This window comes from Pyxidicoccus fallax, from assembly GCF_012933655.1.
GTDB lineage: Bacteria > Myxococcota > Myxococcia > Myxococcales > Myxococcaceae > Myxococcus > Myxococcus fallax.
In genome coordinates this window covers 1-20,546 of the sequence record NZ_JABBJJ010000227.1, presented here as the reverse complement: position 1 = coordinate 20,546, position 20,546 = coordinate 1, and the positions used below count along the sequence as shown (strand labels likewise).

General features: G+C 67.2%; 34 protein-coding genes. 3 read left to right on the top strand and 31 right to left on the bottom strand.

What is annotated here, in order from left to right; genetic code table 11:
• Window positions 1-109: 109 nt before the first annotated feature.
• The 3 genes from HG543_RS35720 (at window position 110) to HG543_RS35710 (ending at window position 3,043) form a co-directional block, all read left to right on the top strand.
• A complete protein-coding gene (locus HG543_RS35720) occupies window positions 110-907 on the top strand; it encodes a lysophospholipid acyltransferase family protein (protein ID WP_169349391.1) in 798 nt (265 codons plus the stop codon).
• Window positions 908-919: 12 nt separating this feature from the next.
• Window positions 920-2,302 (top strand): tetratricopeptide repeat protein, encoded by a 1,383-nt coding sequence (locus tag HG543_RS35715; RefSeq protein WP_169349390.1) that lies wholly within the window; start codon window positions 920-922, stop codon window positions 2,300-2,302.
• 132 nt (window positions 2,303-2,434) lie between these two features.
• Entirely contained in the window at window positions 2,435-3,043 is a 609-nt protein-coding gene (locus HG543_RS35710) for a hypothetical protein (protein ID WP_246357533.1), read from the top strand.
• Window positions 3,044-3,141: 98 nt separating this feature from the next.
• On the opposite strand, the gene rplQ is transcribed toward HG543_RS35710, so the two are convergent.
• The 31 genes from rplQ to HG543_RS35555 form a co-directional block, all read right to left on the bottom strand.
• Entirely contained in the window at window positions 3,142-3,570 is a 429-nt protein-coding gene (gene rplQ / locus HG543_RS35705) for a 50S ribosomal protein L17 (protein WP_169349388.1), read from the bottom strand.
• A 179-nt stretch (window positions 3,571-3,749) separates the two neighbouring features.
• Window positions 3,750-4,772 carry a DNA-directed RNA polymerase subunit alpha gene (locus HG543_RS35700; protein ID WP_169349387.1) on the bottom strand — a complete coding sequence of 341 codons (1,023 nt, stop codon included), beginning with the start codon at window positions 4,770-4,772 and terminating at the stop codon, window positions 3,750-3,752.
• Window positions 4,773-4,947: 175 nt separating this feature from the next.
• Window positions 4,948-5,574, bottom strand: coding sequence for a 30S ribosomal protein S4 (rpsD, locus tag HG543_RS35695; RefSeq protein ID WP_169349386.1), 627 nt, complete (start codon window positions 5,572-5,574; stop codon window positions 4,948-4,950).
• Between the two features lie 72 nt (window positions 5,575-5,646).
• Window positions 5,647-6,087, bottom strand: coding sequence for a 30S ribosomal protein S11 (gene rpsK / locus HG543_RS35690; protein ID WP_169349385.1), 441 nt, complete (start codon window positions 6,085-6,087; stop codon window positions 5,647-5,649).
• Window positions 6,088-6,146: 59 nt separating this feature from the next.
• On the bottom strand, window positions 6,147-6,530 hold the full coding sequence (gene rpsM / locus HG543_RS35685; RefSeq protein WP_169349384.1) for a 30S ribosomal protein S13: 384 nt from the start codon (window positions 6,528-6,530) through the stop codon (window positions 6,147-6,149).
• A gap of 54 nt (window positions 6,531-6,584) precedes the next feature.
• The gene (rpmJ, locus tag HG543_RS35680) at window positions 6,585-6,701 is read right to left on the bottom strand and encodes a 50S ribosomal protein L36 (protein ID WP_002633586.1); all 117 of its coding nucleotides are present in this window, start codon (window positions 6,699-6,701) and stop codon (window positions 6,585-6,587) included.
• A gap of 74 nt (window positions 6,702-6,775) precedes the next feature.
• Window positions 6,776-6,994 (bottom strand): translation initiation factor IF-1, encoded by a 219-nt coding sequence (infA, locus tag HG543_RS35675; protein WP_002614803.1) that lies wholly within the window; start codon window positions 6,992-6,994, stop codon window positions 6,776-6,778.
• 152 nt (window positions 6,995-7,146) lie between these two features.
• Window positions 7,147-7,902 (bottom strand): type I methionyl aminopeptidase, encoded by a 756-nt coding sequence (gene map, locus HG543_RS35670; RefSeq protein ID WP_169349383.1) that lies wholly within the window; start codon window positions 7,900-7,902, stop codon window positions 7,147-7,149.
• Window positions 7,903-7,998: 96 nt separating this feature from the next.
• On the bottom strand, window positions 7,999-8,646 hold the full coding sequence (locus HG543_RS35665) for an adenylate kinase (protein WP_169349382.1): 648 nt from the start codon (window positions 8,644-8,646) through the stop codon (window positions 7,999-8,001).
• A 163-nt stretch (window positions 8,647-8,809) separates the two neighbouring features.
• A complete protein-coding gene (gene secY / locus HG543_RS35660) occupies window positions 8,810-10,156 on the bottom strand; it encodes a preprotein translocase subunit SecY (protein ID WP_169349381.1) in 1,347 nt (448 codons plus the stop codon).
• A gap of 134 nt (window positions 10,157-10,290) precedes the next feature.
• On the bottom strand, window positions 10,291-10,818 hold the full coding sequence (gene rplO, locus HG543_RS35655) for a 50S ribosomal protein L15 (RefSeq protein ID WP_169349380.1): 528 nt from the start codon (window positions 10,816-10,818) through the stop codon (window positions 10,291-10,293).
• Window positions 10,819-10,838: 20 nt separating this feature from the next.
• Window positions 10,839-11,105 carry a 50S ribosomal protein L30 gene (gene rpmD, locus HG543_RS35650; protein ID WP_169349379.1) on the bottom strand — a complete coding sequence of 89 codons (267 nt, stop codon included), beginning with the start codon at window positions 11,103-11,105 and terminating at the stop codon, window positions 10,839-10,841.
• 3 nt (window positions 11,106-11,108) lie between these two features.
• Window positions 11,109-11,630 carry a 30S ribosomal protein S5 gene (gene rpsE, locus HG543_RS35645; RefSeq protein ID WP_163989304.1) on the bottom strand — a complete coding sequence of 174 codons (522 nt, stop codon included), beginning with the start codon at window positions 11,628-11,630 and terminating at the stop codon, window positions 11,109-11,111.
• A gap of 16 nt (window positions 11,631-11,646) precedes the next feature.
• Window positions 11,647-12,003, bottom strand: coding sequence for a 50S ribosomal protein L18 (gene rplR / locus HG543_RS35640; protein ID WP_169349378.1), 357 nt, complete (start codon window positions 12,001-12,003; stop codon window positions 11,647-11,649).
• A gap of 108 nt (window positions 12,004-12,111) precedes the next feature.
• Complete coding sequence (gene rplF / locus HG543_RS35635) at window positions 12,112-12,678, bottom strand: 50S ribosomal protein L6 (protein WP_169349377.1); 567 nt, start codon at window positions 12,676-12,678, stop codon at window positions 12,112-12,114.
• 64 nt (window positions 12,679-12,742) lie between these two features.
• Complete coding sequence (gene rpsH, locus HG543_RS35630; RefSeq protein WP_169349376.1) at window positions 12,743-13,141, bottom strand: 30S ribosomal protein S8; 399 nt, start codon at window positions 13,139-13,141, stop codon at window positions 12,743-12,745.
• Window positions 13,142-13,333: 192 nt separating this feature from the next.
• Window positions 13,334-13,519: a type Z 30S ribosomal protein S14 gene (locus HG543_RS35625; RefSeq protein WP_015350175.1), complete on the bottom strand. Its 186-nt coding sequence runs from the start codon at window positions 13,517-13,519 to the stop codon at window positions 13,334-13,336.
• 26 nt (window positions 13,520-13,545) lie between these two features.
• The gene (gene rplE, locus HG543_RS35620) at window positions 13,546-14,199 is read right to left on the bottom strand and encodes a 50S ribosomal protein L5 (protein WP_169349375.1); all 654 of its coding nucleotides are present in this window, start codon (window positions 14,197-14,199) and stop codon (window positions 13,546-13,548) included.
• Window positions 14,200-14,378: 179 nt separating this feature from the next.
• Window positions 14,379-14,714 (bottom strand): 50S ribosomal protein L24, encoded by a 336-nt coding sequence (gene rplX / locus HG543_RS35615; protein ID WP_169349374.1) that lies wholly within the window; start codon window positions 14,712-14,714, stop codon window positions 14,379-14,381.
• Between the two features lie 43 nt (window positions 14,715-14,757).
• The gene (gene rplN / locus HG543_RS35610; protein ID WP_164021706.1) at window positions 14,758-15,126 is read right to left on the bottom strand and encodes a 50S ribosomal protein L14; all 369 of its coding nucleotides are present in this window, start codon (window positions 15,124-15,126) and stop codon (window positions 14,758-14,760) included.
• A 66-nt stretch (window positions 15,127-15,192) separates the two neighbouring features.
• Window positions 15,193-15,519, bottom strand: coding sequence for a 30S ribosomal protein S17 (gene rpsQ, locus HG543_RS35605; RefSeq protein WP_171818071.1), 327 nt, complete (start codon window positions 15,517-15,519; stop codon window positions 15,193-15,195).
• 84 nt (window positions 15,520-15,603) lie between these two features.
• Window positions 15,604-15,822, bottom strand: a complete 219-nt coding sequence (gene rpmC / locus HG543_RS35600; RefSeq protein WP_171818070.1) for a 50S ribosomal protein L29 — start codon at window positions 15,820-15,822, stop codon at window positions 15,604-15,606.
• Between the two features lie 53 nt (window positions 15,823-15,875).
• Window positions 15,876-16,295, bottom strand: a complete 420-nt coding sequence (rplP, locus tag HG543_RS35595; protein ID WP_169349372.1) for a 50S ribosomal protein L16 — start codon at window positions 16,293-16,295, stop codon at window positions 15,876-15,878.
• A gap of 65 nt (window positions 16,296-16,360) precedes the next feature.
• Entirely contained in the window at window positions 16,361-17,023 is a 663-nt protein-coding gene (rpsC, locus tag HG543_RS35590; RefSeq protein WP_169349371.1) for a 30S ribosomal protein S3, read from the bottom strand.
• A gap of 42 nt (window positions 17,024-17,065) precedes the next feature.
• Window positions 17,066-17,410, bottom strand: coding sequence for a 50S ribosomal protein L22 (gene rplV / locus HG543_RS35585; RefSeq protein ID WP_169349370.1), 345 nt, complete (start codon window positions 17,408-17,410; stop codon window positions 17,066-17,068).
• Window positions 17,411-17,445: 35 nt separating this feature from the next.
• Window positions 17,446-17,733: a 30S ribosomal protein S19 gene (gene rpsS / locus HG543_RS35580; protein ID WP_046714300.1), complete on the bottom strand. Its 288-nt coding sequence runs from the start codon at window positions 17,731-17,733 to the stop codon at window positions 17,446-17,448.
• A 14-nt stretch (window positions 17,734-17,747) separates the two neighbouring features.
• Entirely contained in the window at window positions 17,748-18,593 is an 846-nt protein-coding gene (gene rplB, locus HG543_RS35575; RefSeq protein ID WP_169349369.1) for a 50S ribosomal protein L2, read from the bottom strand.
• A 37-nt stretch (window positions 18,594-18,630) separates the two neighbouring features.
• Window positions 18,631-18,924, bottom strand: a complete 294-nt coding sequence (locus HG543_RS35570) for a 50S ribosomal protein L23 (RefSeq protein ID WP_169349368.1) — start codon at window positions 18,922-18,924, stop codon at window positions 18,631-18,633.
• Window positions 18,921-19,544, bottom strand: a complete 624-nt coding sequence (gene rplD / locus HG543_RS35565) for a 50S ribosomal protein L4 (RefSeq protein ID WP_169349367.1) — start codon at window positions 19,542-19,544, stop codon at window positions 18,921-18,923. Before rplD ends, HG543_RS35570 begins: the two co-directional genes overlap by 4 nt.
• Before the next feature lie 52 nt (window positions 19,545-19,596).
• Window positions 19,597-19,905, bottom strand: a complete 309-nt coding sequence (rpsJ, locus tag HG543_RS35560) for a 30S ribosomal protein S10 (protein ID WP_002633608.1) — start codon at window positions 19,903-19,905, stop codon at window positions 19,597-19,599.
• 205 nt (window positions 19,906-20,110) lie between these two features.
• On the bottom strand, window positions 20,111-20,546 hold a 436-nt coding region (locus HG543_RS35555; RefSeq protein ID WP_343073521.1), incomplete at its 5' end, for an EF-Tu C-terminal domain-related protein.

The following is a 20,546-nucleotide window of genomic DNA, read 5'->3' as shown; positions in this document are numbered from 1 at the left end:
GGGTAGGCCCGCCCGCCCGGCCGTCTGGGAAGAGGCGTGGTCGGGGCCTGCCCGCGGGCCCGGGCCTCTACCGGCCCTTCACGTCGGCCCCACGGAGGGGGGCTGAGGGATGCGCAAGCTCTTTTGCATATTGGTGGCCGGGGTGTGGACGCTGGTCTGCTTTCCCCTCGCCATCCTGGCCATGGTGGTGACGCTGAACCCCGCGAACTCGGTCTGGGTGGCCCGCGAGCTCTGGTCGCCGGTGCTGCTGTGGGCGGGCGGCGCGAAGCTGGAGGTCATCGGCCGGGAGAACGTGGACCCGAAGCGGCCTACCATCTACGTGGCCAACCACCAGTCCACCATCGACATCCCCGCGCACTTCCTGGCGGTGCCGGTGCCCTTCCGCTACGTGGCCAAGAGCCAGCTCAAGTGGGTGCCGCTCATTGGCTGGTACCTGGCGCTCGCCGGCCACGTCTTCGTCAACCGCGGCAACCGCTCCAAGGCCATCGCCTCGCTGGACGCGGCGGCGGCGAAGATTCGCGGCGGAACGAGCATCTTCCTCTACCCGGAAGGCACCCGCTCCCCGGACGGCCGCATCCTCCCCTTCAAGAAGGGCCCCTTCGCCCTGGCCCTCAAGGCCCGCGTGCCCATCTGCCCCGTCACCATCGAGGGCTCCGGCAACCTGATGCCGAAGAACTCGTGGAACATCACCCCGGGCCCCATCCGCGTGAAGGTGGGCAAGCCCATCGACACCACCGGCTTCGCCGAGAACGACCGCGAGGGGCTCGCCCGCGCCGTGCGCGAGGTCATCATCGCGGACAGCCAGGAGCTCGGCGGCAAGGGCGGTGACCTGGATGACGCCGTCGCCGACGCTGGCGTCGAGGGTGTCACCCGCCGCCGTCCCCGCGCCTCCTCTTCCTCGACCTGAGACGTCCCCACCGTGAAGACGACCCGTCCCTTCCGCTTCCTTCCCTGGGTCCGCGCCGCCGTGCTGGGCCTGGGGCTGGCCACCGGCTGCTCGCACACCGCGGCCTCCACCTCCGGCGACCGTCCGCGCGACGCCCACTCCCAGGCCCGCGCATACCTGGAGGAGAACCAGCCAGAGAAGGCGCTGGCCCTCCTGCGTGAGCTGCACCTGAAGGCGCCGGGGGACCAGGACGTGGCGCGCTCCCTCACGGAAGCCCACGTGAAGGCGGGCCAGACGGACGCGTGGATTTCGGAGCTGCAGGGGCGCATCGCCGCCAGCGAGCGCGCGGTGGACCAGTACATGCTGGGCCTCGCCCTCTTCTCCCGGGCCCGGGACGCGGGCGCGCCCACGGTGGCCGCCTTCGAGCGCGCCATCGCGCTGTCGCCGGATACCGCCGAGTACCACTACCGCCTGGGCCTCGCGCGGCTGGAGTCCGAGCAGTACGCCGCCGCCGTGGAGCCGCTGCGCCGCGCCACCACGCTGGCCCCGGAGCGCACCGGCTGGCGCCTGCCCCTGGCCAAGGCGCTGCACCGCACGGGTGACGCCAGCGGCGCGGTGGAGGCCCTGGGCGCCGTGGTGCGCGGCCGCCCCGCTCCCGCCGAGGTGGCCACGGCACGGGCGCTGATGGAGCAGATCGCCGACCCGTTCGCCGGCTTCCCCAAGACGGCCGAGGCCAAGCTGGAGGAGGGCCTGCGCTACCTGAAGGACCTGGATGCGCCCCAGCACGCCATCCTGGCCTTCGAGGAAATCCTCCACGACTACCCGGACCTGGCGGTGGTGCACGCGCTGCTGGGGCTGGCCTACCAGCGGCTGGACGACGCCGGGCGCGCCGTGGACGAGTTCAAGCAGGCCATCGAGCGCGCGCCCCGGGACGGCAAGAACCACCTGTACCTGGGGGAGCTGTACCTGGCCCGCCAGCGCGCGGACGCGGCCCGCGCCGCCTTCGAGAAGGCCGTGGCCCTGCACCCGCTGCTGGATGCCGCCTGGTTCCAGCTCGGGGACCTGCACCTGGAGCGGCGCGATCTGGCCGCCGCCCGCGAGGCCTTCACCGTGGCCCGTTTCCTCACACCGGACGCCCTGCCGCCCCGGGGCAAGCTGGCGCTCGTGTACCAGCTCGAGGGGGACTACCCCGCCGCCGAGCGGGAGCTGCGCTATGTGGTGGAGAAAAACCCGGAGAACATGGAGTTCACCCTGCGCCTGGGACTGCTCTTCACCGAGCAGGCGATGAAGTCCTCGCGCCCGGAGACGCGGAAGACGGCGGCCGGGGAGGCGGAGCGCTGGCTGGGCAAGGTGCTGGAGGCACAGCCGGAGAACGCGGTGGCCTCCCGGGCGCTGCAGCAGCTCAAGGGGCAGTAGCCACCGGCGGGCCCCGCCTTCTACACTCGGTGTCCGATGAGCGACGGTCGCAAGCCCTCTTCCCCCGGCACGCAGCCTCCGCGGACGGCGTCCAACCCCGGCACCCAGCCGAGGACGCCGACGAATCCCGGTATGCCCCGCGCACCGTCCACGCCGGGCATGCCGCGCACGCCCACCAGCCCCGGCATGCGCGTCATGACGGCCGCGCGCTCCGCGCCCCTCCAGAAGGAGAAGGTGGAGGGCCCCCTGGGCAAGCGCCTCGCGGGCGAGGCCTCCAACCAGGTCCTCAACGCGGTCTCCATCCTCAAGGAGTTCGTGGCGGACTTCCGCCAGAGAGACCGCTTCTTCAAGTACAAGGCCTCCATCGTCGCCGGCTGGCTGGCGATGTCCGTGGCCAGCTTCGCCATCGCCTGCCCCGGCAGCACCGTGCAGACGGGAGACATGGACGCGCGTCTGGTGCTCGGCGACAAGCTGGACCGGCCCTCGCTGACCATCTGGAACGAGAGCGACGAGCCCTGGGTGGACATCGTCGTCACGGTGAACGAGCAGTACCAGACGGCGGTGCCAGCCGTTGCGCCCGGCGAGTTCATGACGATTACGCCCAAGCAGCTCAACGGCCGCGCCGGGGCCGCGCCGGCGGACCTGCGCTTCAACTCGCTGCGGATGCGCAGCCGGGACGACAGCGCGGACCTGACGGAGGACCTCCGCAAGGAGTGGGAACGCCTCCAGGGCAAGCGGTAGCGCCCGGAAACACGAAGGGCGCCCTCCCTCGTCGGAAGAGCGCCCTCGCGTTGCCCCCGGCCCCTCCTCACGAAGGGGCGCGGGAAGCGGAACCGCTACTACTCGGCCTTCGGGGCCTCGGCGGGGGCAGCCTCGCCACCCTCGGTCGCGGCCGGGGCAGGCTGGGTCGCGGGGCGGTCCACCAGCTCCAGCAGGACCATCTCCGCGGCGTCACCGCGGCGGAAGCCGAGCCGGATCATCCGGGTGTAGCCACCCGGGCGGTTGGCGTACCGCTCCTTGTACTCGCCGAAGACCTTCTGCAGCACCTCGCGGTTCTTCACCGTCCGGGCCGCGAGCCGCACGTTGGACAGGCCACCCTTCTTGCCGAGCGTGATGATGCGCTCCGCGATCTTCCGGGCCTCCTTGGCCTTGGGGACCGTGGTGCGGATCGCCTGGTGCTCGAGCAGCGAGGTGACCATGTTGTTCAGCATCGCGAGCCGGTGGCTCGTGGTGCGGTGCAGCTTCCTCTGTCCGACCTTGTGACGCATCGCCGTACTCCAGGCCCGGTGGGGCCGACCACTCCGGCCGTATCAGGTACCGGGTGGGAAGGGCGGACCCGGCACGGGGCCCGCCACTGCCATTCGGGACCGGCGTTTGCCCCGGTCCCCCTCCCCTCGCGCAGCTGAATGCCGTGCCCGCGCCGCGAGGAGAGGTGCTGCGTGAAGCACTACGCCTTCGGCTGCGCGGGCGCCGGCGCCTGCTTCGGCGGCCAGTTCTCCAGCTTCATGCCCAGCGACAGGCCCATCTCCGCGAGGATCTCCTTGATCTCCTTCAGGGACTTGCGGCCGAAGTTCTTCGTCTTGAGCATCTCGGCCTCGGTGCGCTGCACCAGGTCGCCGATGCTCTTGATGTTCGCCTGCTGCAGGCAGTTGGCCGAGCGGACCGACAGCTCCAGCTCATCCACCGAGCGGAACAGGTTCTCGTTGAGCTTCGCCTCCTCCTTCGGGGCCTCGGCGATGACGGGCTCCTCCGTCTCGTCGAAGTTCACGAAGACGGTGAGCTGCTCCTTGATGATCTTCGCCGCGTACGCCACCGCGTCCTGCGGGGACACCGAGCCGTCCGTCCAGACCTCGAGCGACAGCTTGTCGAAGTCGGTGACCTGACCGACGCGCGCGTTGGTGACCTGGTAGTTCACCTTGCGGATGGGCGAGAACAGCGAGTCGATGGGGATGGTGCCGATGGGCGAGCCCGCCACCTTGTTCGCGTTGGCCGGCGTGTAGCCACGGCCGCGGCGGCACGTCAGCTCCATGCGGAGCTTGCCACCCTCGGAGATGGTGCAGATGTGGTGGCCCGGGTTGAGGATCTCCGTGTCCGGGTCGGTGATGATGTCACCGGCCTTGACCTCCTTGGGACCCTCCGCCTCGATGCGGAGCGTCTTCGTCTCGTTCGTGTGCATCCGAAGGAGGACCTCCTTCAGGTTCAGCACGACGTCCGTGACGTCCTCGGACACCTCGGGGATGGTGGTGAACTCGTGGTCCACGCCCTCGATCTTCACCGAGGTGATGGCCGCGCCCTGCAGCGAGGACAGGAGCACGCGGCGCAGCGAGTTGCCCAGCGTGGTACCGAAGCCGCGCTCCAGCGGCTCCGCGACGAACTTGCCGTAGGTGGGCGTCAGGCTGTCCTGGTCCACCTCCATGCGGCGCGGCTTGATGAGGTCACGCCAGTTCTTCGCAACGAACGTATCTGCCATGGTGTACGACTCCTCGATTCGTGCACCACCACCGACTTACCCGTCAGGACGACGGGAGGATGGGCACGCGGGGACTGCGATGAAGCACCTGCGACAAAGCACGACGCCCCGGCCTCGTCGGCCAGGGCGTCCACTGCCACGTCCGGCCCTGTGTAACGCCGGCCCGGCGGGGAAACTACTTGGAGTAGAGCTCCACGATGAGCTGCTCCTGGATGGGCATGGTCAGGTCCTCACGGTTCGGAACCGTGGAGACGGTGCCCTTGAAGGCCTTCTTGTCCAGGGAGATCCACTGCGGAACGCCACGGCGGTCCACCGTCTCCAGCGCCTCGGAGATGCGGAGCACCTTGCGGCTCTTCTCCACCACCTCCACCGCGCTGCCCGGCTTGACCGAGAAGGACGGGATGTTGACCTTGCGGCCGTTCACCTGGAAGTGACCGTGACGCACCAGCTGGCGCGCCTCGGCGCGGGTGTCCGCGAAGCCCATGCGGAACACCACGTTGTCCAGACGGAGCTCCAGCTGCTGGAGCAGGTTCTCACCCGTCTTGCCCTTGGCGGCGGACGCGCGGTGGTAGTAGCCGCGGAACTGGTTCTCCAGCAGGCCGTACATGCGCTTGACCTTCTGCTTCTCGCGCAGCTGCACGCCGTAGCCGGAGAACTTCACGCGGCCCTGGCCGTGCTGACCCGGGGGATAGGGGCGACGCTCGATGGCGCACTTGTCCGTGTAGCAACGGTCGCCCTTCAGGTACATCTTGAGGTTCTCGCGCCGGCAGATGCGGCAGGCGCTAGCGGTGTAACGGGCCACTGAAAGCTCCTTAGAGGTGATCTGGAGCCGCCCACGCGCGCGCAGCACGCGGAGGCGGCCCGGACGAAGAGGTTAGACGCGGCGGCGCTTGGGCTGACGGCACCCGTTGTGCGGGATGGGCGTCACGTCGCGGATGAGGTTGATCTTCAGGCCGGCGGCGGCCAGCGCGCGCAGCGCCGACTCGCGGCCCGCGCCCGGGCCCTTCACGAACACGGACACGTTCTTCAGGCCGTGCTCCATCGCCTTGGCCGCGGCGTCACCGGCGGCGACCTGGGCCGCGAACGGGGTGGACTTGCGGCTTCCCTTGAAGCCACGGGCCCCGGCGGACGACCAGGAGATCACGTTCCCGGACACGTCCGTGATCGTGATGATGGTGTTGTTGAACGTGGACTGGATGTGAACCACGCCGTTGAGGATGTTCTTCTTGCCCTTGCGCTTGGCCTTCTTCGCGGCAGGGGCCTCGCCCTCGGCACCCGCGGGTGCCGCAGCGGCAGTATTGGTCTCGTCAGCCATGTGGATTGCTGCTCCTGAGAGGTGATCGACGCCGGCTCACGAGGAGGCCGGCGCAGGGTTTACCGGGCCGGAGCGGCAGGCTTCGCCCGGACGATGCCGCGCTTCGGACCCTTGCGGGTGCGCGCGTTGGTGTGGGTGCGCTGGCCACGAACCGGCAGGCCCTTGCGGTGACGGAGGCCGCGGTAGCAGCCGAGGTCCATCAGGCGCTTGATGTTCATGGTGACCTCGCGACGCAGGTCACCCTCCACCTTGTAGTTGGCCTCGATGATCTCGCGGATCTTGCGAGCCTGGTCCTCGGTCAGGTCCTTCGTCCGAGTGGTGGGATCGATGCCCGCGGCCGCGATGATGTCTTGCGCGGACTTGTTGCCGATCCCGTAGATGTACTGGAGCGAGATCACCGCGCGCTTGTTGGGCGGCAGATCGATGCCGGCGATACGAGCCATCTTCGGTCTTCCTTCGTAGGTGGAGTTGGTCTGGAACCAACGGCCGCTTGGCCGTTAGCCCTGGCGCTGCTTGTGACGCGGGTTGGACGCGCAGATGACGCGCACAATGCCCTTGCGACGGACAACCTTGCACTTGTCGCAGATCTTCTTGACGGACGCCCGAACCTTCATGGAGCGAACTTCCTTCCTCAGCTAAAGAAAAGCCCAGCGGGCCACCCGCCATTCCCACGGCGGGGGCAACCCTTCTACTTCGCCCGGTACGTGATCCGTCCGCGCGTCAGGTCGTACGGAGACAGCTCGACCTTCACCTTGTCACCCGGGAGGATGCGGATGAAGTGCATCCTCATCTTGCCCGAAATGTGCGCGAGAACCTTGTGGCCGTTGTCCAGCACCACGCGGAACATCGCGTTGGGGAGGGGCTCCATCACCGTCCCCTCGACTTCGATGGAATCATCCTTCGGCAAGCGTCAGACTCTCTTCCCGGACCACGTACCTCTTGGAAGCGCGGCGGGATAGCACTTTGGTCCGCAAGTGGCAAGCGCCGCGCGCAGTAAAACTCGGATTTCTACCAACCCCCCGAGACAGCAGCCTATTTCACCCGCAGTCCCGGCCATCCTCAAGCCCTTCGGGTGAGCACCTCGGGCCCCCGCTCCGTGATGAGGATGGTGTGCTCGAAGTGGGCGGACAGCTTGCCGTCCGCCGTCACGGCCGTCCACTCGTCCTCCAGGAGTTCCACCTCATCGGTGCCCTGGTTCACCATCGGCTCGACCGCCAGGACCATGCCCGGCCGCAGCTTCATCCCCGAACCCGCCTGACCATGGTTGGGCACCTCCGGCTGCTCGTGGAGCTTGCGGCCGATGCCATGCCCGGTGAACCCCCGGACCACAGAGTAACCGCGGGCCTCCACATGGCGCTGCACCGCGTGGCCGATGTCCCCAATCCGGTTGCCCGGCTGCATGGCCTGGATGGCCTTCTGGAGGGACTCCCGCGTCGCGTCCACCAGCGCCCGGGCCTCCGGGCTCACCTTCCCCACTGGCACCGTCCTCGCCGCGTCCCCGTACCAGCCCCGGTACACCACACCGAAGTCGAGCTTCATGAGGTCGCCCTCGGCCAGCTTCTTCCGCTTGCTGGGGATGCCGTGCACCACCTCCTCGTTGACGGAGGCGCACAGCACACAGGGAAAGCCCATGTACCCCTTGAAGGCCGGCTTCGCGCCCTTCTCGGCGGTGAGCTTCGCCGCGAGGGCGTCCAGCTCCCAGGTGGTGACGCCAGGTGCCACGGCCTGCTCGAGCGCGTCCAGGACCTCACACACGATGCGCCCGGCCTCGCGCATCAAGGCAATCTCGGTCTGGCTCTTGAGTTCCACGCTCATGGCGGCCCCGGCCCACCCCGGGGCCTCCTGGAACGGGTGAGCAGCGGAGGGGTGCCTCGCAAGAGCCCCCTGCCCGCCCGTCTGCAGTCCCTGCGATCAGCCCTTCCCCGCGGCGGCCTTGATCTCCTCGTAGATGCCCTCGGGAGACCCCACGCCGTCCACACTCTTGAGCACGCCCTTCTTCGCGTAGAAGGCCTTCAGAGGGGCCGTCTCGGCGTCGTACTTCTGCAGACGCTTCTCGATGACGTCCGGCATGTCGTCCGGCCGCTGCACGAGGCCCGCGTTGCACTTGTCGCAGTAACCCGCCCTCTTCGGGGGGCTCTGGTACACGTGGTAGACGCTGCCGTCGCTGGGGCACACGCGCCGGCCGGAGCCTCGCTCCACGAGCTTCGCGTGGGGCACCTCGAGCGAGATGACCGCGTCGAGCTTCTTGCCCAGCCGCGCCAGCATCCGGTCCAGCGCCTCGGCCTGGCCGGGAGTCCGCGGGAAGCCGTCCAGCACGAAGCCCTGGGCCACGTCCGGCTGCTTCAGGCGCTCCTCGACGATGCCAATGACGACGTCGTCCGGCACGTACTGCCCGGCGGCCATCAGCGGGCCCGCGACCTTGCCCAGCTCCGTCCCGTCCGCCACCGCCTTGCGGAGGATGTCACCGGTGGAAATCTGCGGGATGTGGAAGTCCGCGTACAGCTTCTTCGCCTGGGTACCCTTCCCCGCGTTCGGCGGCCCCAACAGGATCAGGTTCATGTGCTCCTCTCAGCTCCGAAGGAAGGCACGGAAGTCATCGGCCACCAACCTCCGCGCGCCCCCCGTGTGCACCACCGAAAATCCCTGAACGACACCTACCCTGGAAAGACGAGGCGCCCCTCCCCACGACGGGGAGAGGCGCCCGGAACATACTCGCCGTGACTCAGGCCGCCACTCGCACCCGGCCGCGGATGCGCGGACCGCGCGGACCGGCGAAGCCCTCGTAGTTGCGGCTGATGAGGTGGCCCTCGATCTGCTGCACCGTGTCCAGCGCCACGCCCACCACGATGAGCAGCGCGGTGCCGCCGAAGGTGAAACGCACGCCCAGCAGGCCGGTGATGACGGACGGAATCACGCAGATGACGGCCAGGTAGATGGCGCCGCCGAAGGTGAGCCGGTTGAGCACGCGCTCGATGAACTCCGCCGTCTGGCGGCCCGGGCGGATGCCGGGGATGTAGCCACCCTGCTTCTTGATGTTGTCCGCCACGTCATCCGGCCGGAACGTCAGCGCCGTGTAGAAATACGCGAAGAAGATGACGAGGAGGACGAACAGCCCGTTGTAGACCCACAGGTTGCCCTCGATGGCGCGCTGGAAGTCCTGGAGGAACGGGAACCACGTGCCCAGCGTGGCCGGGAAGGACAGCACCGCGCCGGCGAAGATGGGCGGAATCACGCCCGAGGTGTTCACCTTCATCGGGAAGTACGTGGCCTGGCCCGCGAACATCCTCCGCCCCGCCATGCGCTTGGCGTACTGGATGGGGATGCGCCGCATGCCGCGCTCGACGTAGACCACCACGCCGATGATGAGGAGCATGAAGACCAGCAGCGCCAGCACCTCGGCCACCGCGATGACCTCCTGCCGCGTCAGGTCCAGCAGCGTCTTGGCGCCCGGGAGCACGCCGGCGACGATGCCCGCGAAGATGATGAGCGAGATGCCGTTGCCGATGCCGCGCTCGGTGATGCGCTCACCCAGCCACATGATGAAGGCCGTGCCCGCCGTCAGGCTGATGACCGTCATGAAGGTGAACCAGACGGAGTCGTTCGGGACGACCACCTGGTTGAAGCCGCTCTGACCACCGTCGGAGCGGCCCAGCGACGCCAGCCACCGGGAGATGCCGATGCCCTGGACGACAGACAGGACGATGGTGCCGTAGCGGGTGTACTGGTTGATCTTCTGCCGCCCGCCGGCGCCCTCCTTCTGCAGCCGCTCCAGGCTGGGCACCACCACCGCCAGCAGCTGCATGATGATGGAGGCGCTGACGTACGGCATGATGCCCAGACCGAAGATGGACATCTGCTCCAGCGCGCCGCCGGAGAAGAGGTTGAACAGCGATACGAGGCCACCCGATTGCTTCTGGGCGTCCATGAACGCGTTCATCGCCGCACGGTCCACGCCGGGCGTGTTGATGAAGATGCCGATGCGATAGACGGCAAGGAGCAGCAGCGTATACGCAAGCCGGCTGCGCAGCTCCGCGATACGGAAGACGTTGGCGAAGGCGTTCAGAGCCACGGGGTAGCCATCCTCTTCGTGAGGGTTCTGCCAGGACGACAAAACGCCCCTGTTCCACGGACGGGAAAGGGGCGCAGAAGCCTACACAGGCGAAAAGGCGCGCACCACCTGGAAGTGATGCGCGCCGGACACGCTCAGGCCTTGGGCTGGCGGGGGGCCTTGACGCCCTTGCCGGCATGGGCCTTGGCGGCCGACTCCGGCTTGTGGACCATCAGCGGCAGCTCTTCCACCGCGCCGCCCGCCTGCTGGACGGCCGACTTCGCCGCCTCGGAGGCCTTGTGGACGCGGACGGTGACCTTCTTGGTCAGCCCGCCCTGGGCCAGCAGCTTCACGCCGTCGTAGCGGCCCTTCACCAGGCCCACCTGCTTCAGCGCGGCCTCGTCCACCGTGGCGCCCGCGTCGAAGTGCGCCTCGACGTCCGCCAGGTTCACAACCGCGTACACCGTGCGGTTGGGCGAGTTGAAGCCGAACTTCGGGAGCCGGCGCTGCAGAGGGCTCTGGCCACCCTCGAAGCCCTCGAACCGCATGTTGCCGCTACGGGCCTTCTGGCCCTTGCCACCGCGACCGGCCGTCTTGCCGAGGCCGCTGCCCTGGCCGCGGCCCACGCGCTTCTTGCGGTGCCACGAGCGCGACGGACGCTTCAGATTATGCAGAGTGCTCATCGTCTCAATCCTCTCGTGACTCAGGCCTGCTGCTTGGCCTGGTACGCGCTCGCCCGCTGCTTCAGGGCGATCTTGCGCGGCTTGCGGCGCGCAGGCGCCGGAGCCTCACCGGAAACCGTCTCCAGGCTGACCAGGTGCTTCACCTTGAACACCATGCCACGGATGGCCGGGGTGTCCTTCAGGAGCCGCTCCTCGCCGAACTTCTTCAGGCCCAGACCGCGGATGGTGTCCAGCATGTCACCGGACGCACCCGCGAAGCTCTTCACCAGCTTGACCTTGAGCGCCATTGTTTAGGTCCTCTGCTCGCCGGCGAGCTTCGTCGCCTCGACGTCCTTGCCACGCAGACGGGACACCTGCTCCGCGCTGCGCAGCATCTTCAGGCCCGCCACCGTGGCCTTCAGCACGTTGTGCGGATTCCGCGAACCCTGGCTCTTGGTCAGGATGTTGCGGATGCCCGCCGCCTCCAGCACCGCGCGGACCGCGCCGCCGGCGATGACGCCCGTACCCTGGCTGGCCGGCTTCAGGAGCACCCAGCCGGCGCCGAAGTGCCCGAGCACCTCGTGCGGGATGGTGTGACCCATCAGCGGAACCCGGAACAGGTTCTTCTTCGCGTTCTCGCCACCCTTGCGGATGGCCTCGGGGACCTCGTTGGCCTTGCCCAGGCCGACGCCCACGTGTCCGGCGCCGTCCCCCACCACCACGAGGGCGGCGAACGAGAAGCGACGGCCGCCCTTCACGACCTTCGCCACGCGGTTGATGTTCACCACGCGGTCGGTGAGGTCCAGATCGTTCGGATTGATCGGAGTTGCCACTTGGGGGATTCCTTTCTTAGAACTTCAGCCCGGCCTCGCGCGCGGCGTCGGCCACGGCGGCGATGCGCCCGTGATAGGGGAAGCCGTTGCGGTCGAACACCACCGCCTCGACGTTGGCGGCCTTGCACTTCTGCGCAATCAGGGTGCCCACCCGCTTCGCGTCCGCCTTCTTGTCGCCCTCGTCCTGGCCCTTCAGGTCCTTGGACAGCGACGAGGCAAACGCGAGCGTACGGCCCGTGGAGTCGTCCACCACCTGCGCGTAGATGTGCTTGAGGCTCTTGTACACGGTGAGCCGCGGCCGCTCCGTCGTTCCCGACAGCTTCTTGCGGATGCGGTTCTTCCTCTTGAGGCGCTGCTCGATCTTCGTAGCCATGGCTGCTTCCTTTTCCGTCCGGCGGCGATGCGGCCTTCCGCCGCCGGATGATGCCGCCAGGCCCAGAGGACCTGACGGGGTTTGGAACACTCAGGACAGACGGGACGACTAGGTCGTTCCGGTCTTGCCCTCCTTACGGCGGATGCGCTCCTCGGAGTACTTGATGCCCTTGCCCTTGTAGGGCTCGGGCGGACGCAGCGAGCGGATGTTCACCGCCGTCGCGCCCAGCACTTCCTTGTCCGCGGAACGCAGCGTCAGGCCCAGCGTGGGCAGGCTGTCCTCGGTACGGGAGGCCTTGTCGACCTCGGCCGTCACGCCCTCCGGCAGGTTGAACACCACCGGGTGGGAGTAGCCCAGCGCGAAGTGGATGGCCTTGCCCTTGACCTCGGCGCGGAAACCGACGCCGCGGATGTCCAGCTTCTTCTCGAAGCCGGTGGACACGCCCTTGTTCGCGTTGGCGAGGATGGTGCGGGTCAGGCCGTGCAGGCTGCGGGCCTCGCGCGACTCATCCGCGCGCAGCACCGAGATCTGCCCGTCCTTGATCTCCACCTTGACCTTGGCGGGCAGCTTCACGGACAGCTTGCCCTTGGGGCCCTCGAAGTTCACCTGCTGGCCGGCGACGGTGGCCTTCGTCTTGTCGCCGAGCTTGATTGCCAGTTTTCCAATCCGACTCATGGTTGCCTCGGTCCTGTCTGCCCGGAAGGCGCTCCCTCGCGGGGCGCCACTCCAGGGCGGCTGGCTAGTAGACGGTGCAGAGCAGCTCGCCGCCGACCTTCTGCTTGCGGGCCTCGGAGTCCACCATGATGCCGCGCGAGGTGGAGAGGACGGAGATGCCCAGGCCACCCAGCACCTGCGGAATCTCGCGCGAGTTCACGTAGCGGCGCAGACCCGGCTTCGACACGCGGCGGATGCCGGTGATGGCCGGCGCGCGGTCCGGGCCGTACTTCATCTGGACCGTGATCTCGTTCTGCGGCTGGACCTCGTGCACCGTGAAGTCGCCGATGTAGCCCTCGCTCTTGAGGACCTTGATGATCTCGAGCTTGAGCTTCGAGTGGGGGATGACGACCTTGTCGTGCCGCGCACGCGACGCGTTGCGCAGGCGGGTCAGCATGTCGCCGACGGGATCATTGACCGGCATGGAGTACCTTCCGAGGCGGGGCCCCTTCACGGGCACCCCGCGTTCGCAACCGCCGCGCCTGCCGGGCCCATCCCGGGGGTTCGCGGTGGCTGCCACTTCGTACAGCGGAGCTGCTGTCGCGGGCTCCTCCCGGAGCACGCCCAGGGCGCCTGCAGGCCCTCACGGACCCACCAGGCGCCCTGCCCTTCGGCGCTACCAGGACGACTTGGTAACGCCGGTGATCTCACCGCGCAGGGCGCGGTTGCGCAGGCAGATGCGGCACATCTTGAACTTGCGGAGGAACGCGCGCGGCCGGCCACACAGCGGGCAGCGGTTGTACTGGCGCACGGCGAACTTCGGCTTGCGCTTTGCCTGGGCAATCTTGGAGAGCTTGGCCATGATTCTTGGGGTCCTTGGCTCGAGGCTTACTGGCGGAACGGCATGCCGAAGTGACGCATCAGCGCCAGCCCGTGCTCGTCGTTGGCCGCGGTGGTGACGAAGCTGATGTTGAGCCCCTTCACCTTCTCGATCTGGTCGTAGTTGATCTCAGGGAAGATGATCTGCTCGCGGACGCCGAGCGTGTAGTTGCCCTTCCCGTCGAACGCCTTCGGGGACACGCCCTTGAAGTCACGCACGCGCGGCAGCGCCACGGTGATGAGGCGGTCCATGAACTCGTACATGCGGTCGCCGCGCAGCGTGACGGCGGCACCGATGGCCTGCCCCTGGCGCAGCTTGAAGTTCGCGATGGACTTGCGGGCGCGCGTGACGATCGGCTTCTGGCCGGTGATCGCCGCGAGCTGGTCCACCGCCGACTCCAGGATCTTGTTGTTGGCGAGCGCCTCGCCCAGACCCATGTTGACGACGATCTTCTCCAGGCGGGGAACCTGCATCGGGTTCTTCAGGTTCAGCTCCTTCATCAGGGCGGGCACGCCCTCCTTGAAGAAGCGGACCTTCATGCGCGCCGGCTTGGACTCGAGGCCTTCCTCGATGTTCGCCGCGAAGCCAACCTTCTTGGCCTCTTCCTTCTTGCCGCGCTTCGCCTTCTTTTCCTTCTGCTCGGCCTTCTTCTCGTCAGCCATCGTCCTGTCCTCTGCTTCGGAGCGCCGTCGTGACCCAGCGCCTCGATCAGTCCTTCCTATGGAACCTGGAAACACCGCGAGGGCCCCGAATGCTCCACGAGGCCCTCCGTGCCTGCACGCCCGCCTACCCACCCACCCGGGTGGGCAAAGGGCGCGCATAAATGCACCAATGCGGACACCTAGTCAATCAGGGCGTCGCAGTTCTTGCAGAACCGCTTCTTCTTGCCGCCCTCACCCTCGGTGCGGAAACCGACTCGCGTCGGCTTGTCGCACTTGGCGCACACCACCTGGACGTTCGCCAGGGCGATGGTGCCGGGCTTCTCGACAATGCCACCCTCCGGGCTCTGCGGCGTCTTCTTCATGTGCCGCTTCACCAGGCGCAGCCCCTCGACCGTCACGCGCTCCGACTCGCGATCGATCTTCAGGATCTTCCCGCGCTTGGACGCCGGGTTCTTCTCGGAGGCCTCGGCCCCGGCCATGACCTGGACCGTGTCTCCCACCTTCAGCTTCTGCATGGCTTCCTCTCCCTGGCTGCTCGCCGTCCGGCCTGCTGTCCTCTCAGAGGACTTCGGGCGCCAGCGAGATGATCTTCATGAACTTGCGGGCGCGGAGCTCACGGGCGACAGGCCCGAAGATACGCGTACCGATGGGCTCCATGTCCTTGTTGATGAGGACCGCGGAGTTGCCGTCGAACTTGATGTAGCTGCCGTCCGGACGACCCACCTCGCGCTTGGTGCGGACGATGACGGCCTTGGCCACGTCACCCTTCTTCACCTTCGAGTTGGGCAGCGCCTCGCGGATCGACACGACGATGACGTCGCCGATGGACGCGTACTTGCGCTTCGAACCGCCGAGCACCTTGATGCAGAACACCTTCTTCGCGCCCGAGTTGTCCGCCACGTCGAGCACGCTCGTCATCTGAATCATCTGGGAATCTCCTATCGCCGGTGACCGCCCTGCCCTGCCTCACGGCCGAGCGGGGTGGCATGCGTGCTAGACGTTCTTGCTCTTCTCCAGCACCTCGACCACGCGCCAACGCTTGTCCTTCGAAGCGGGCTTGGTCTCGGCGATCCGGACCCGATCACCCTCGTTGATGGTGATCTTCTTCGGGTAGTCGTGGTCCTCGACGTGAGCCTTGTACTTCTCGCGCAGGCTCATGATCTTCCCGTACTTCGGGTGGGGCGCACGACGCTGGACGGTGACGACCACCGTCTTCTGCATCTTGTTGGAGGTGACAATACCCACGCGCGTCTTGGGACGGCCACGGGTAGAGGTCTCGGGAGTGGGCGTCTCGGTCGCTTCAGCCATCTTCGGTCTCACTATCTCTCATGCACCCGGGCACTCCTGCCCGGATGGCCGCGCGCGCTCACTACCACACGAGCGCGCTTGGAGGGGTTGAACTTCTCAGCCCTGCTTCGCCGCCTTGGCCTTCTGGGTCAGGACGGTGAGCACGCGAGCCAGGTCGCGGCGGTGCTGGGTGCGCTCGGCCGGGCTGTCCAGCGAGCCCGTGCGACGCTTCAGCTGGTCCTGGAACAGCGTGTCGCGCAGCTCCGTCGCGCGCCGCTGCAGGTCCTCCGCGGACAGTTCCTTCAGTTCCTTCGCAGTCGCCATTGCAATCTCCACATGCGCACGGAGGCCGTCTCCCTTCGGAGGCCGGCCTCCGCCGCGTCGGTGCCTTAGAGGCTCAGGTCCCCGCGGGTCACGATCTTCGTGAGCACCGGCAGCTTCGCCTGCGCCAGCTTCAGCGCCCCGGTGGCCACCTCGCGCGTCATACCCTCCATCTCGTAGAGGATACGGCCGGGCTTCACCACCGCGACGTAGTACTCCACGCCACCCTTGCCGGTACCCATACGGGTCTCGGCGGGCTTCTTGGTGATGGGCTTGTCCGGGAAGATACGGATCCAGATCTTGCCGCCACGCTTCACGTGACGGGTCATCGCGATACGGGCCGCCTCGATCTGCCGGGAGGTGATCCACCCCGGCTGGAGGCTCATCAGGCCGTACTCACCGTAGGTCATGTCGCTGCCACGGTGGGCGACGCCCGGAGTGCGGCCCTTGTGCATCTTGCGGTACTTGGTACGAGCAGGCTGAAGCATCGTCGCTGTCCTTGGCCGCCCTGCCCCGGACGGCCCTCACGGGCAGTCCGGCGCGGGTGGGCTGATTACCGGTTGGAAGGCATGGGGGGCTGGCCGCCCTTGCCCGGGAGGACCTCGCCCTTGCAGACCCAGACCTTGCAGCCAATCTTGCCGTAGGTCGTCTTGGCCTCGGCGAAGCCGTAGTCGATGTCCGCGCGCAGGGTGTGCAGGGGCACGCGGCCCTCGCGGTACCACTCGTAGCGCGCCATTTCCGCGCCGCCCAGGCGGCCCGAGCAGGCCACGCGGATGCCCTTGGCGCCGAACTTCATCGCCGTCTGGAGGGCCTTCTTCATGGCGCGACGGAAGGCGATGCGGCGCTCGAGCTGGGTGGCGATGTTCTCGGCCACCAGCTGCGCGTCCGTCTCGGCCTTGCGGACCTCGACGATGTTCAGGAAGACCTCGTTCTTGGTGAACTGCTGGAGGTCCTTCTTCACCGTCTCGATGCCCGCGCCACGCTTGCCGATGACGATGCCCGGCCGCGCGGTGTGGACGTTGACCTTGACCTTGTTCGCCGCGCGCTCGATCTCCACCTTGGACACGCCCGCGTGGTTCAGCGACTTCTTCACGAACTCGCGGATGCGGATGTCCTCATGGAGCCACTGCGCGTAGTTCTTGTGCTCGAACCACTTGGAGTCCCAGGTCTTGATGACGCCGAGCCGGAACCCGATCGGATGAACTTTCTGTCCCAACGTGAATCTCCTTGAACGTTCCGGGCACAGGCCCGACGGGTCCTACTTCTTGGCCTCGGCCAGCACCACGTGGACGTGGGCGGTCTTCTTCTTGATGGGGGTCGCCCGGCCCATGGCGCGCGGCATGAAGCGGCGCTGGGTGGGACCCTGGTCCACCGAGATGGTCTTCACGTAGAGCGTGTCCACGTCGACCTGTCCCTTGGACTTGTCCGTCGCGTTGGCCACGGCGCTCTTGATGAGCTTCTCCACCGGCTTGGCCGCGGCGCGCTTGGTGAACTTCAGGATGTTGAGGGCCGCCTCGACGGGCTTGCCCCGGATGAGCGCCGCAACGGTGGAAATCTTGCGGGGGCTCATGCGCAGGAAACGCAGATGTGCAGTCGACTCCATGGTCTTCCTCTCAGGCTCTCAGGCAATGCGCCAGGCTACTTGCCCGGGGCCTTGGCGACCTTCTTCTCCGCCGAGTGTCCGCCGAACGTACGCGTCGGGGCGAACTCGCCGAGCTTGTGGCCCACCATGTTCTCCGTGACGAACACCGGGATGAACTTCTTCCCGTTGTGCACCGCGAAGGTGTGGCCGACGAACTCCGGAAGAATGGTGGAGCGCCGCGACCACGTCTTCACGACCGTCTTCTTGTTCGTCTTGATCATGTCCTCGATCTTCTTCACGAGGAAATCGTCGACGAACGGACCCTTCTTGATCGAACGAGCCATGACTTGCGATCCTCTTACTGGCTGCGCGCGCCCTGGCGGCGGCCGCTCACGATGAACTTGTCAGTGCGCTTGTTGGTGCGCGTGGTGAGGCCCTTGGTCTTCTTGCCCCACGGCGACACCGGGTGCGGGTTACCCTGACCGGACTTACCCTCACCACCACCGTGCGGGTGGTCGACAGGGTTCATCGCCAGACCGCGGACGGTGGGACGGATGCCCAGCCAGCGGCTCTTACCCGCCTTGCCGACGCGGATGATCTCGTGCTCGATGTTGCCCACCTGGCCCACGGTGGCGCGGCACTCGATGAGGACCTTGCGGACGGTGCCGGAAGGCATACGCACCTGCGCGTAGCGGTCTTCCTTCGCCATCAACTGCCCGGAGGTGCCCGCGGAGCGGATGACCTGGGCGCCACGGCCCGGCTTCAGCTCCACGTTGTGGATGATGGTACCCACCGGGATGTTCTGCAGCGGCAGGCTGTTGCCCGGCCGGATGTCCGCCGTCTCGCCGGCGAACACGGTGTCGCCCACGCTCAGGCCAACCGGCGCCAGGATGTAGCGCTTGTCGCCGTCCGCGTAGTGGAGCAGCGCGATGTTGGCGGTGCGGTTCGGGTCGTACTCGACCGCCGCGACCTTGGCCGGCACGCCGTCCTTGTCACGACGCTTGAAGTCGATGACGCGGTAACGGCGCTTGTGACCACCACCCTGGTGACGGCGGGTGATGTGCCCGTGGACGTTGCGACCACCGGACCGCTTCAGCGGCTCGGTGAGGCTCTTCTCGGGCGAGTCCTTGGTGATGTCCGCGAAGTCGGACACCGTCATCAGACGGCGGGCGGCGCTTGTCGGCTTGTACTTCTTGATGCCCATGGTGTGTTCCTCGTCAGGCAGGCTCGACGCCGTAGCGTCAGGCCGCCCCTCCCTCGAAGAGCTCGATCGAGTCGCCCTGCTTCAGGGTGACGACCGCCTTCTTGAAGTTGGGCCGCTTGCCGATGCTCCGGCCCACCCGCTTGACCTTGCCGCGGACGACGTTGGTACGCACGCCCTCGACGGTGACCTTGAAGAGCGTCTCCACCGCGCGGGCCACGTCGTGCTTGGTGGCCTTACGGTCGACGATGAACGAGTACTGCCGGAACTTCTCGCGGGCCTTGTCCAGCTTCTCGGTGATGAGCGGGCCCTTGATGACGTCGGTGAGATTCATGACAGCGCCCCCTCGAGGGTCTTCGCGGCAGCGGAGGTGAGGACGATGTGTGAGTGCCGCAGGACGGCCTCGAGGTTCAGGCCCTCGGGCGGCAGCACGTCGAACTTCGCCAGGTTCCGCACGCTGCGGTGCAGGTTGGTGTTGCCCTTGTCGTCGATGACCAGCGCGTTCTGCAGCTTCAGGCGCTTGGTCAGGACCTCGAAGGCCTGCTTGCTCTTCGGAGCGTCCAGGGAGAAGCCGTTCAGGATGATGAGCGTCTTCTCACGGGCGCGCAGGGAGAGCGCGGACCTCAGGGCGCCGCGGCGCACCTTGCGGGGCGGGCGGTAGAAGTAGTCGCGCGCCTTGGGAGCCATCGCCTTGCCGCCGCCCACCCAGTGGGAAGCGCGGATGGAGCCCTGGCGGGCGCGGCCGGTGCCCTTCTGCTTCCAGGGCTTCTTGCCGCCGCCGCTGACCAGCGAGGTGTTCTTCACCCCGACCGTGCCGCGGCGCCGGTTGATCTGCTGCATCTTCGCCACCTCGTAAAAGAGGTGGGTGTTCGGCTCGGCGCCAAACACGTCGTCGGAGAGCTCGATCTCCGACACCTTCTTCAAATCCAGGTCGACAACGTCAAACTTCGCCATGGCACTTTCCTCGCGGGGTCGGAGTGAAACCACTCAAACGCCCACCCGCTTCCTAGGACTTGATCTCGACGTCAACGCCAGCCGACAGATCCAGCTTCATCAGCGCATCCAGCGTCTGCTGCGTGGGCTCGAGGATGTCGAGCAGGCGCTTGTGCGTGCGGATCTCGAACTGCTCGCGGCTCTTCTTGTCCACGTGCGGGGACCGCAGAACCGTGAACTTGTTGATGCGCGTCGGCAGGGGGATCGGACCAGCCACCTTCGCGCCCGTGCGCTTGGCCGTCTCGACGATCTCCCCCGCGCTCTGGTCCAGGAGCTTCGAGTCGTACGCCTTCAGCCGGATGCGGATCTTCTGTGTCGCCATTCGCAAGAACCTCTTAGAACGGACCCTGCCTCTGCCTCGGGAGGCGTGTACGACCGACGTCCCCTGGTTGTCACAGAGCCGTTTCTTCAGAACGAAGGGGCGCGGTGATTACCATCCCGCCCCGGGGGTATGCAACATGATTTCCACCGGCTCCCTGAAAACTCCCCGGGTAGGGGCCCCAGGGAGCCGGTAGAGCAACGATTTGCTACTCGATGATCTCCGCCACGACGCCGGCGCCCACGGTACGGCCACCCTCGCGGACGGCGAAGCGCAGCTCCTTCTCCATGGCCACCGGAGTAATGAGCTCCACCTCGATGGCGATGTTGTCGCCCGGCATCACCATCTCCACGTTGTCCGGCAGCTTCACCGTGCCCGTCACGTCCGTCGTGCGGAAGTAGAACTGCGGCCGGTAGCCCTTGAAGAACGGGGTGTGACGGCCACCCTCTTCCTTCGACAGCACGTAGATCTGCGCCTTGAACTTGGTGTGCGGCGTGATGCTGCCCGGCTTGGCCAACACCTGGCCACGCTCCAGGTCCTCACGCTTCAGGCCGCGCAGCAGCGCGCCGATGTTGTCGCCCGCCATGCCCTCGTCCAGCAGCTTGCGGAACATCTCCACGCCCGTGATGACCGTCTTCTGCGTG

Excerpts from the sequence above, each read along its gene's own strand:
- HG543_RS35720 (WP_169349391.1), top strand. The coding sequence starts at position 110 with ATGCGCAAGCTCTTTTGCATATTGGTGGCCGGGGTGTGGACGCTGGTC.
- HG543_RS35710 (WP_246357533.1), top strand. The coding sequence starts at position 2,435 with ATGCCCCGCGCACCGTCCACGCCGGGCATGCCGCGCACGCCCACCAGC.
- rplQ (WP_169349388.1), bottom strand. The coding sequence starts at position 3,570 with ATGCGTCACAAGGTCGGACAGAGGAAGCTGCACCGCACCACGAGCCAC.
- HG543_RS35700 (WP_169349387.1), bottom strand. The coding sequence starts at position 4,772 with ATGGCAGATACGTTCGTTGCGAAGAACTGGCGTGACCTCATCAAGCCG.
- rpsK (WP_169349385.1), bottom strand. The coding sequence starts at position 6,087 with ATGGCTGACGAGACCAATACTGCCGCTGCGGCACCCGCGGGTGCCGAG.
- rpsM (WP_169349384.1), bottom strand. The coding sequence starts at position 6,530 with ATGGCTCGTATCGCCGGCATCGATCTGCCGCCCAACAAGCGCGCGGTG.
- rpmJ (WP_002633586.1), bottom strand. The coding sequence starts at position 6,701 with ATGAAGGTTCGGGCGTCCGTCAAGAAGATCTGCGACAAGTGCAAGGTT.
- map (WP_169349383.1), bottom strand. The coding sequence starts at position 7,902 with ATGAGCGTGGAACTCAAGAGCCAGACCGAGATTGCCTTGATGCGCGAG.
- HG543_RS35665 (WP_169349382.1), bottom strand. The coding sequence starts at position 8,646 with ATGAACCTGATCCTGTTGGGGCCGCCGAACGCGGGGAAGGGTACCCAG.
- rplO (WP_169349380.1), bottom strand. The coding sequence starts at position 10,818 with ATGAGCACTCTGCATAATCTGAAGCGTCCGTCGCGCTCGTGGCACCGC.
- rpmD (WP_169349379.1), bottom strand. The coding sequence starts at position 11,105 with ATGGCGCTCAAGGTCAAGCTGGTGAAGAGCTTCGCGGGTGCGTCCGGT.
- rplR (WP_169349378.1), bottom strand. The coding sequence starts at position 12,003 with ATGGCTACGAAGATCGAGCAGCGCCTCAAGAGGAAGAACCGCATCCGC.
- rplF (WP_169349377.1), bottom strand. The coding sequence starts at position 12,678 with ATGAGTCGGATTGGAAAACTGGCAATCAAGCTCGGCGACAAGACGAAG.
- rpsH (WP_169349376.1), bottom strand. The coding sequence starts at position 13,141 with ATGCCGGTCAATGATCCCGTCGGCGACATGCTGACCCGCCTGCGCAAC.
- HG543_RS35625 (WP_015350175.1), bottom strand. The coding sequence starts at position 13,519 with ATGGCCAAGCTCTCCAAGATTGCCCAGGCAAAGCGCAAGCCGAAGTTC.
- rplE (WP_169349375.1), bottom strand. The coding sequence starts at position 14,199 with ATGGCTGACGAGAAGAAGGCCGAGCAGAAGGAAAAGAAGGCGAAGCGC.
- rplX (WP_169349374.1), bottom strand. The coding sequence starts at position 14,714 with ATGCAGAAGCTGAAGGTGGGAGACACGGTCCAGGTCATGGCCGGGGCC.
- rplN (WP_164021706.1), bottom strand. The coding sequence starts at position 15,126 with ATGATTCAGATGACGAGCGTGCTCGACGTGGCGGACAACTCGGGCGCG.
- rplP (WP_169349372.1), bottom strand. The coding sequence starts at position 16,295 with ATGCTTCAGCCTGCTCGTACCAAGTACCGCAAGATGCACAAGGGCCGC.
- rplV (WP_169349370.1), bottom strand. The coding sequence starts at position 17,410 with ATGGAGTCGACTGCACATCTGCGTTTCCTGCGCATGAGCCCCCGCAAG.
- rpsS (WP_046714300.1), bottom strand. The coding sequence starts at position 17,733 with ATGGCTCGTTCGATCAAGAAGGGTCCGTTCGTCGACGATTTCCTCGTG.
- rplB (WP_169349369.1), bottom strand. The coding sequence starts at position 18,593 with ATGGGCATCAAGAAGTACAAGCCGACAAGCGCCGCCCGCCGTCTGATG.
- HG543_RS35570 (WP_169349368.1), bottom strand. The coding sequence starts at position 18,924 with ATGAATCTCACCGACGTCATCAAGGGCCCGCTCATCACCGAGAAGCTG.
- rplD (WP_169349367.1), bottom strand. The coding sequence starts at position 19,544 with ATGGCGAAGTTTGACGTTGTCGACCTGGATTTGAAGAAGGTGTCGGAG.
- rpsJ (WP_002633608.1), bottom strand. The coding sequence starts at position 19,905 with ATGGCGACACAGAAGATCCGCATCCGGCTGAAGGCGTACGACTCGAAG.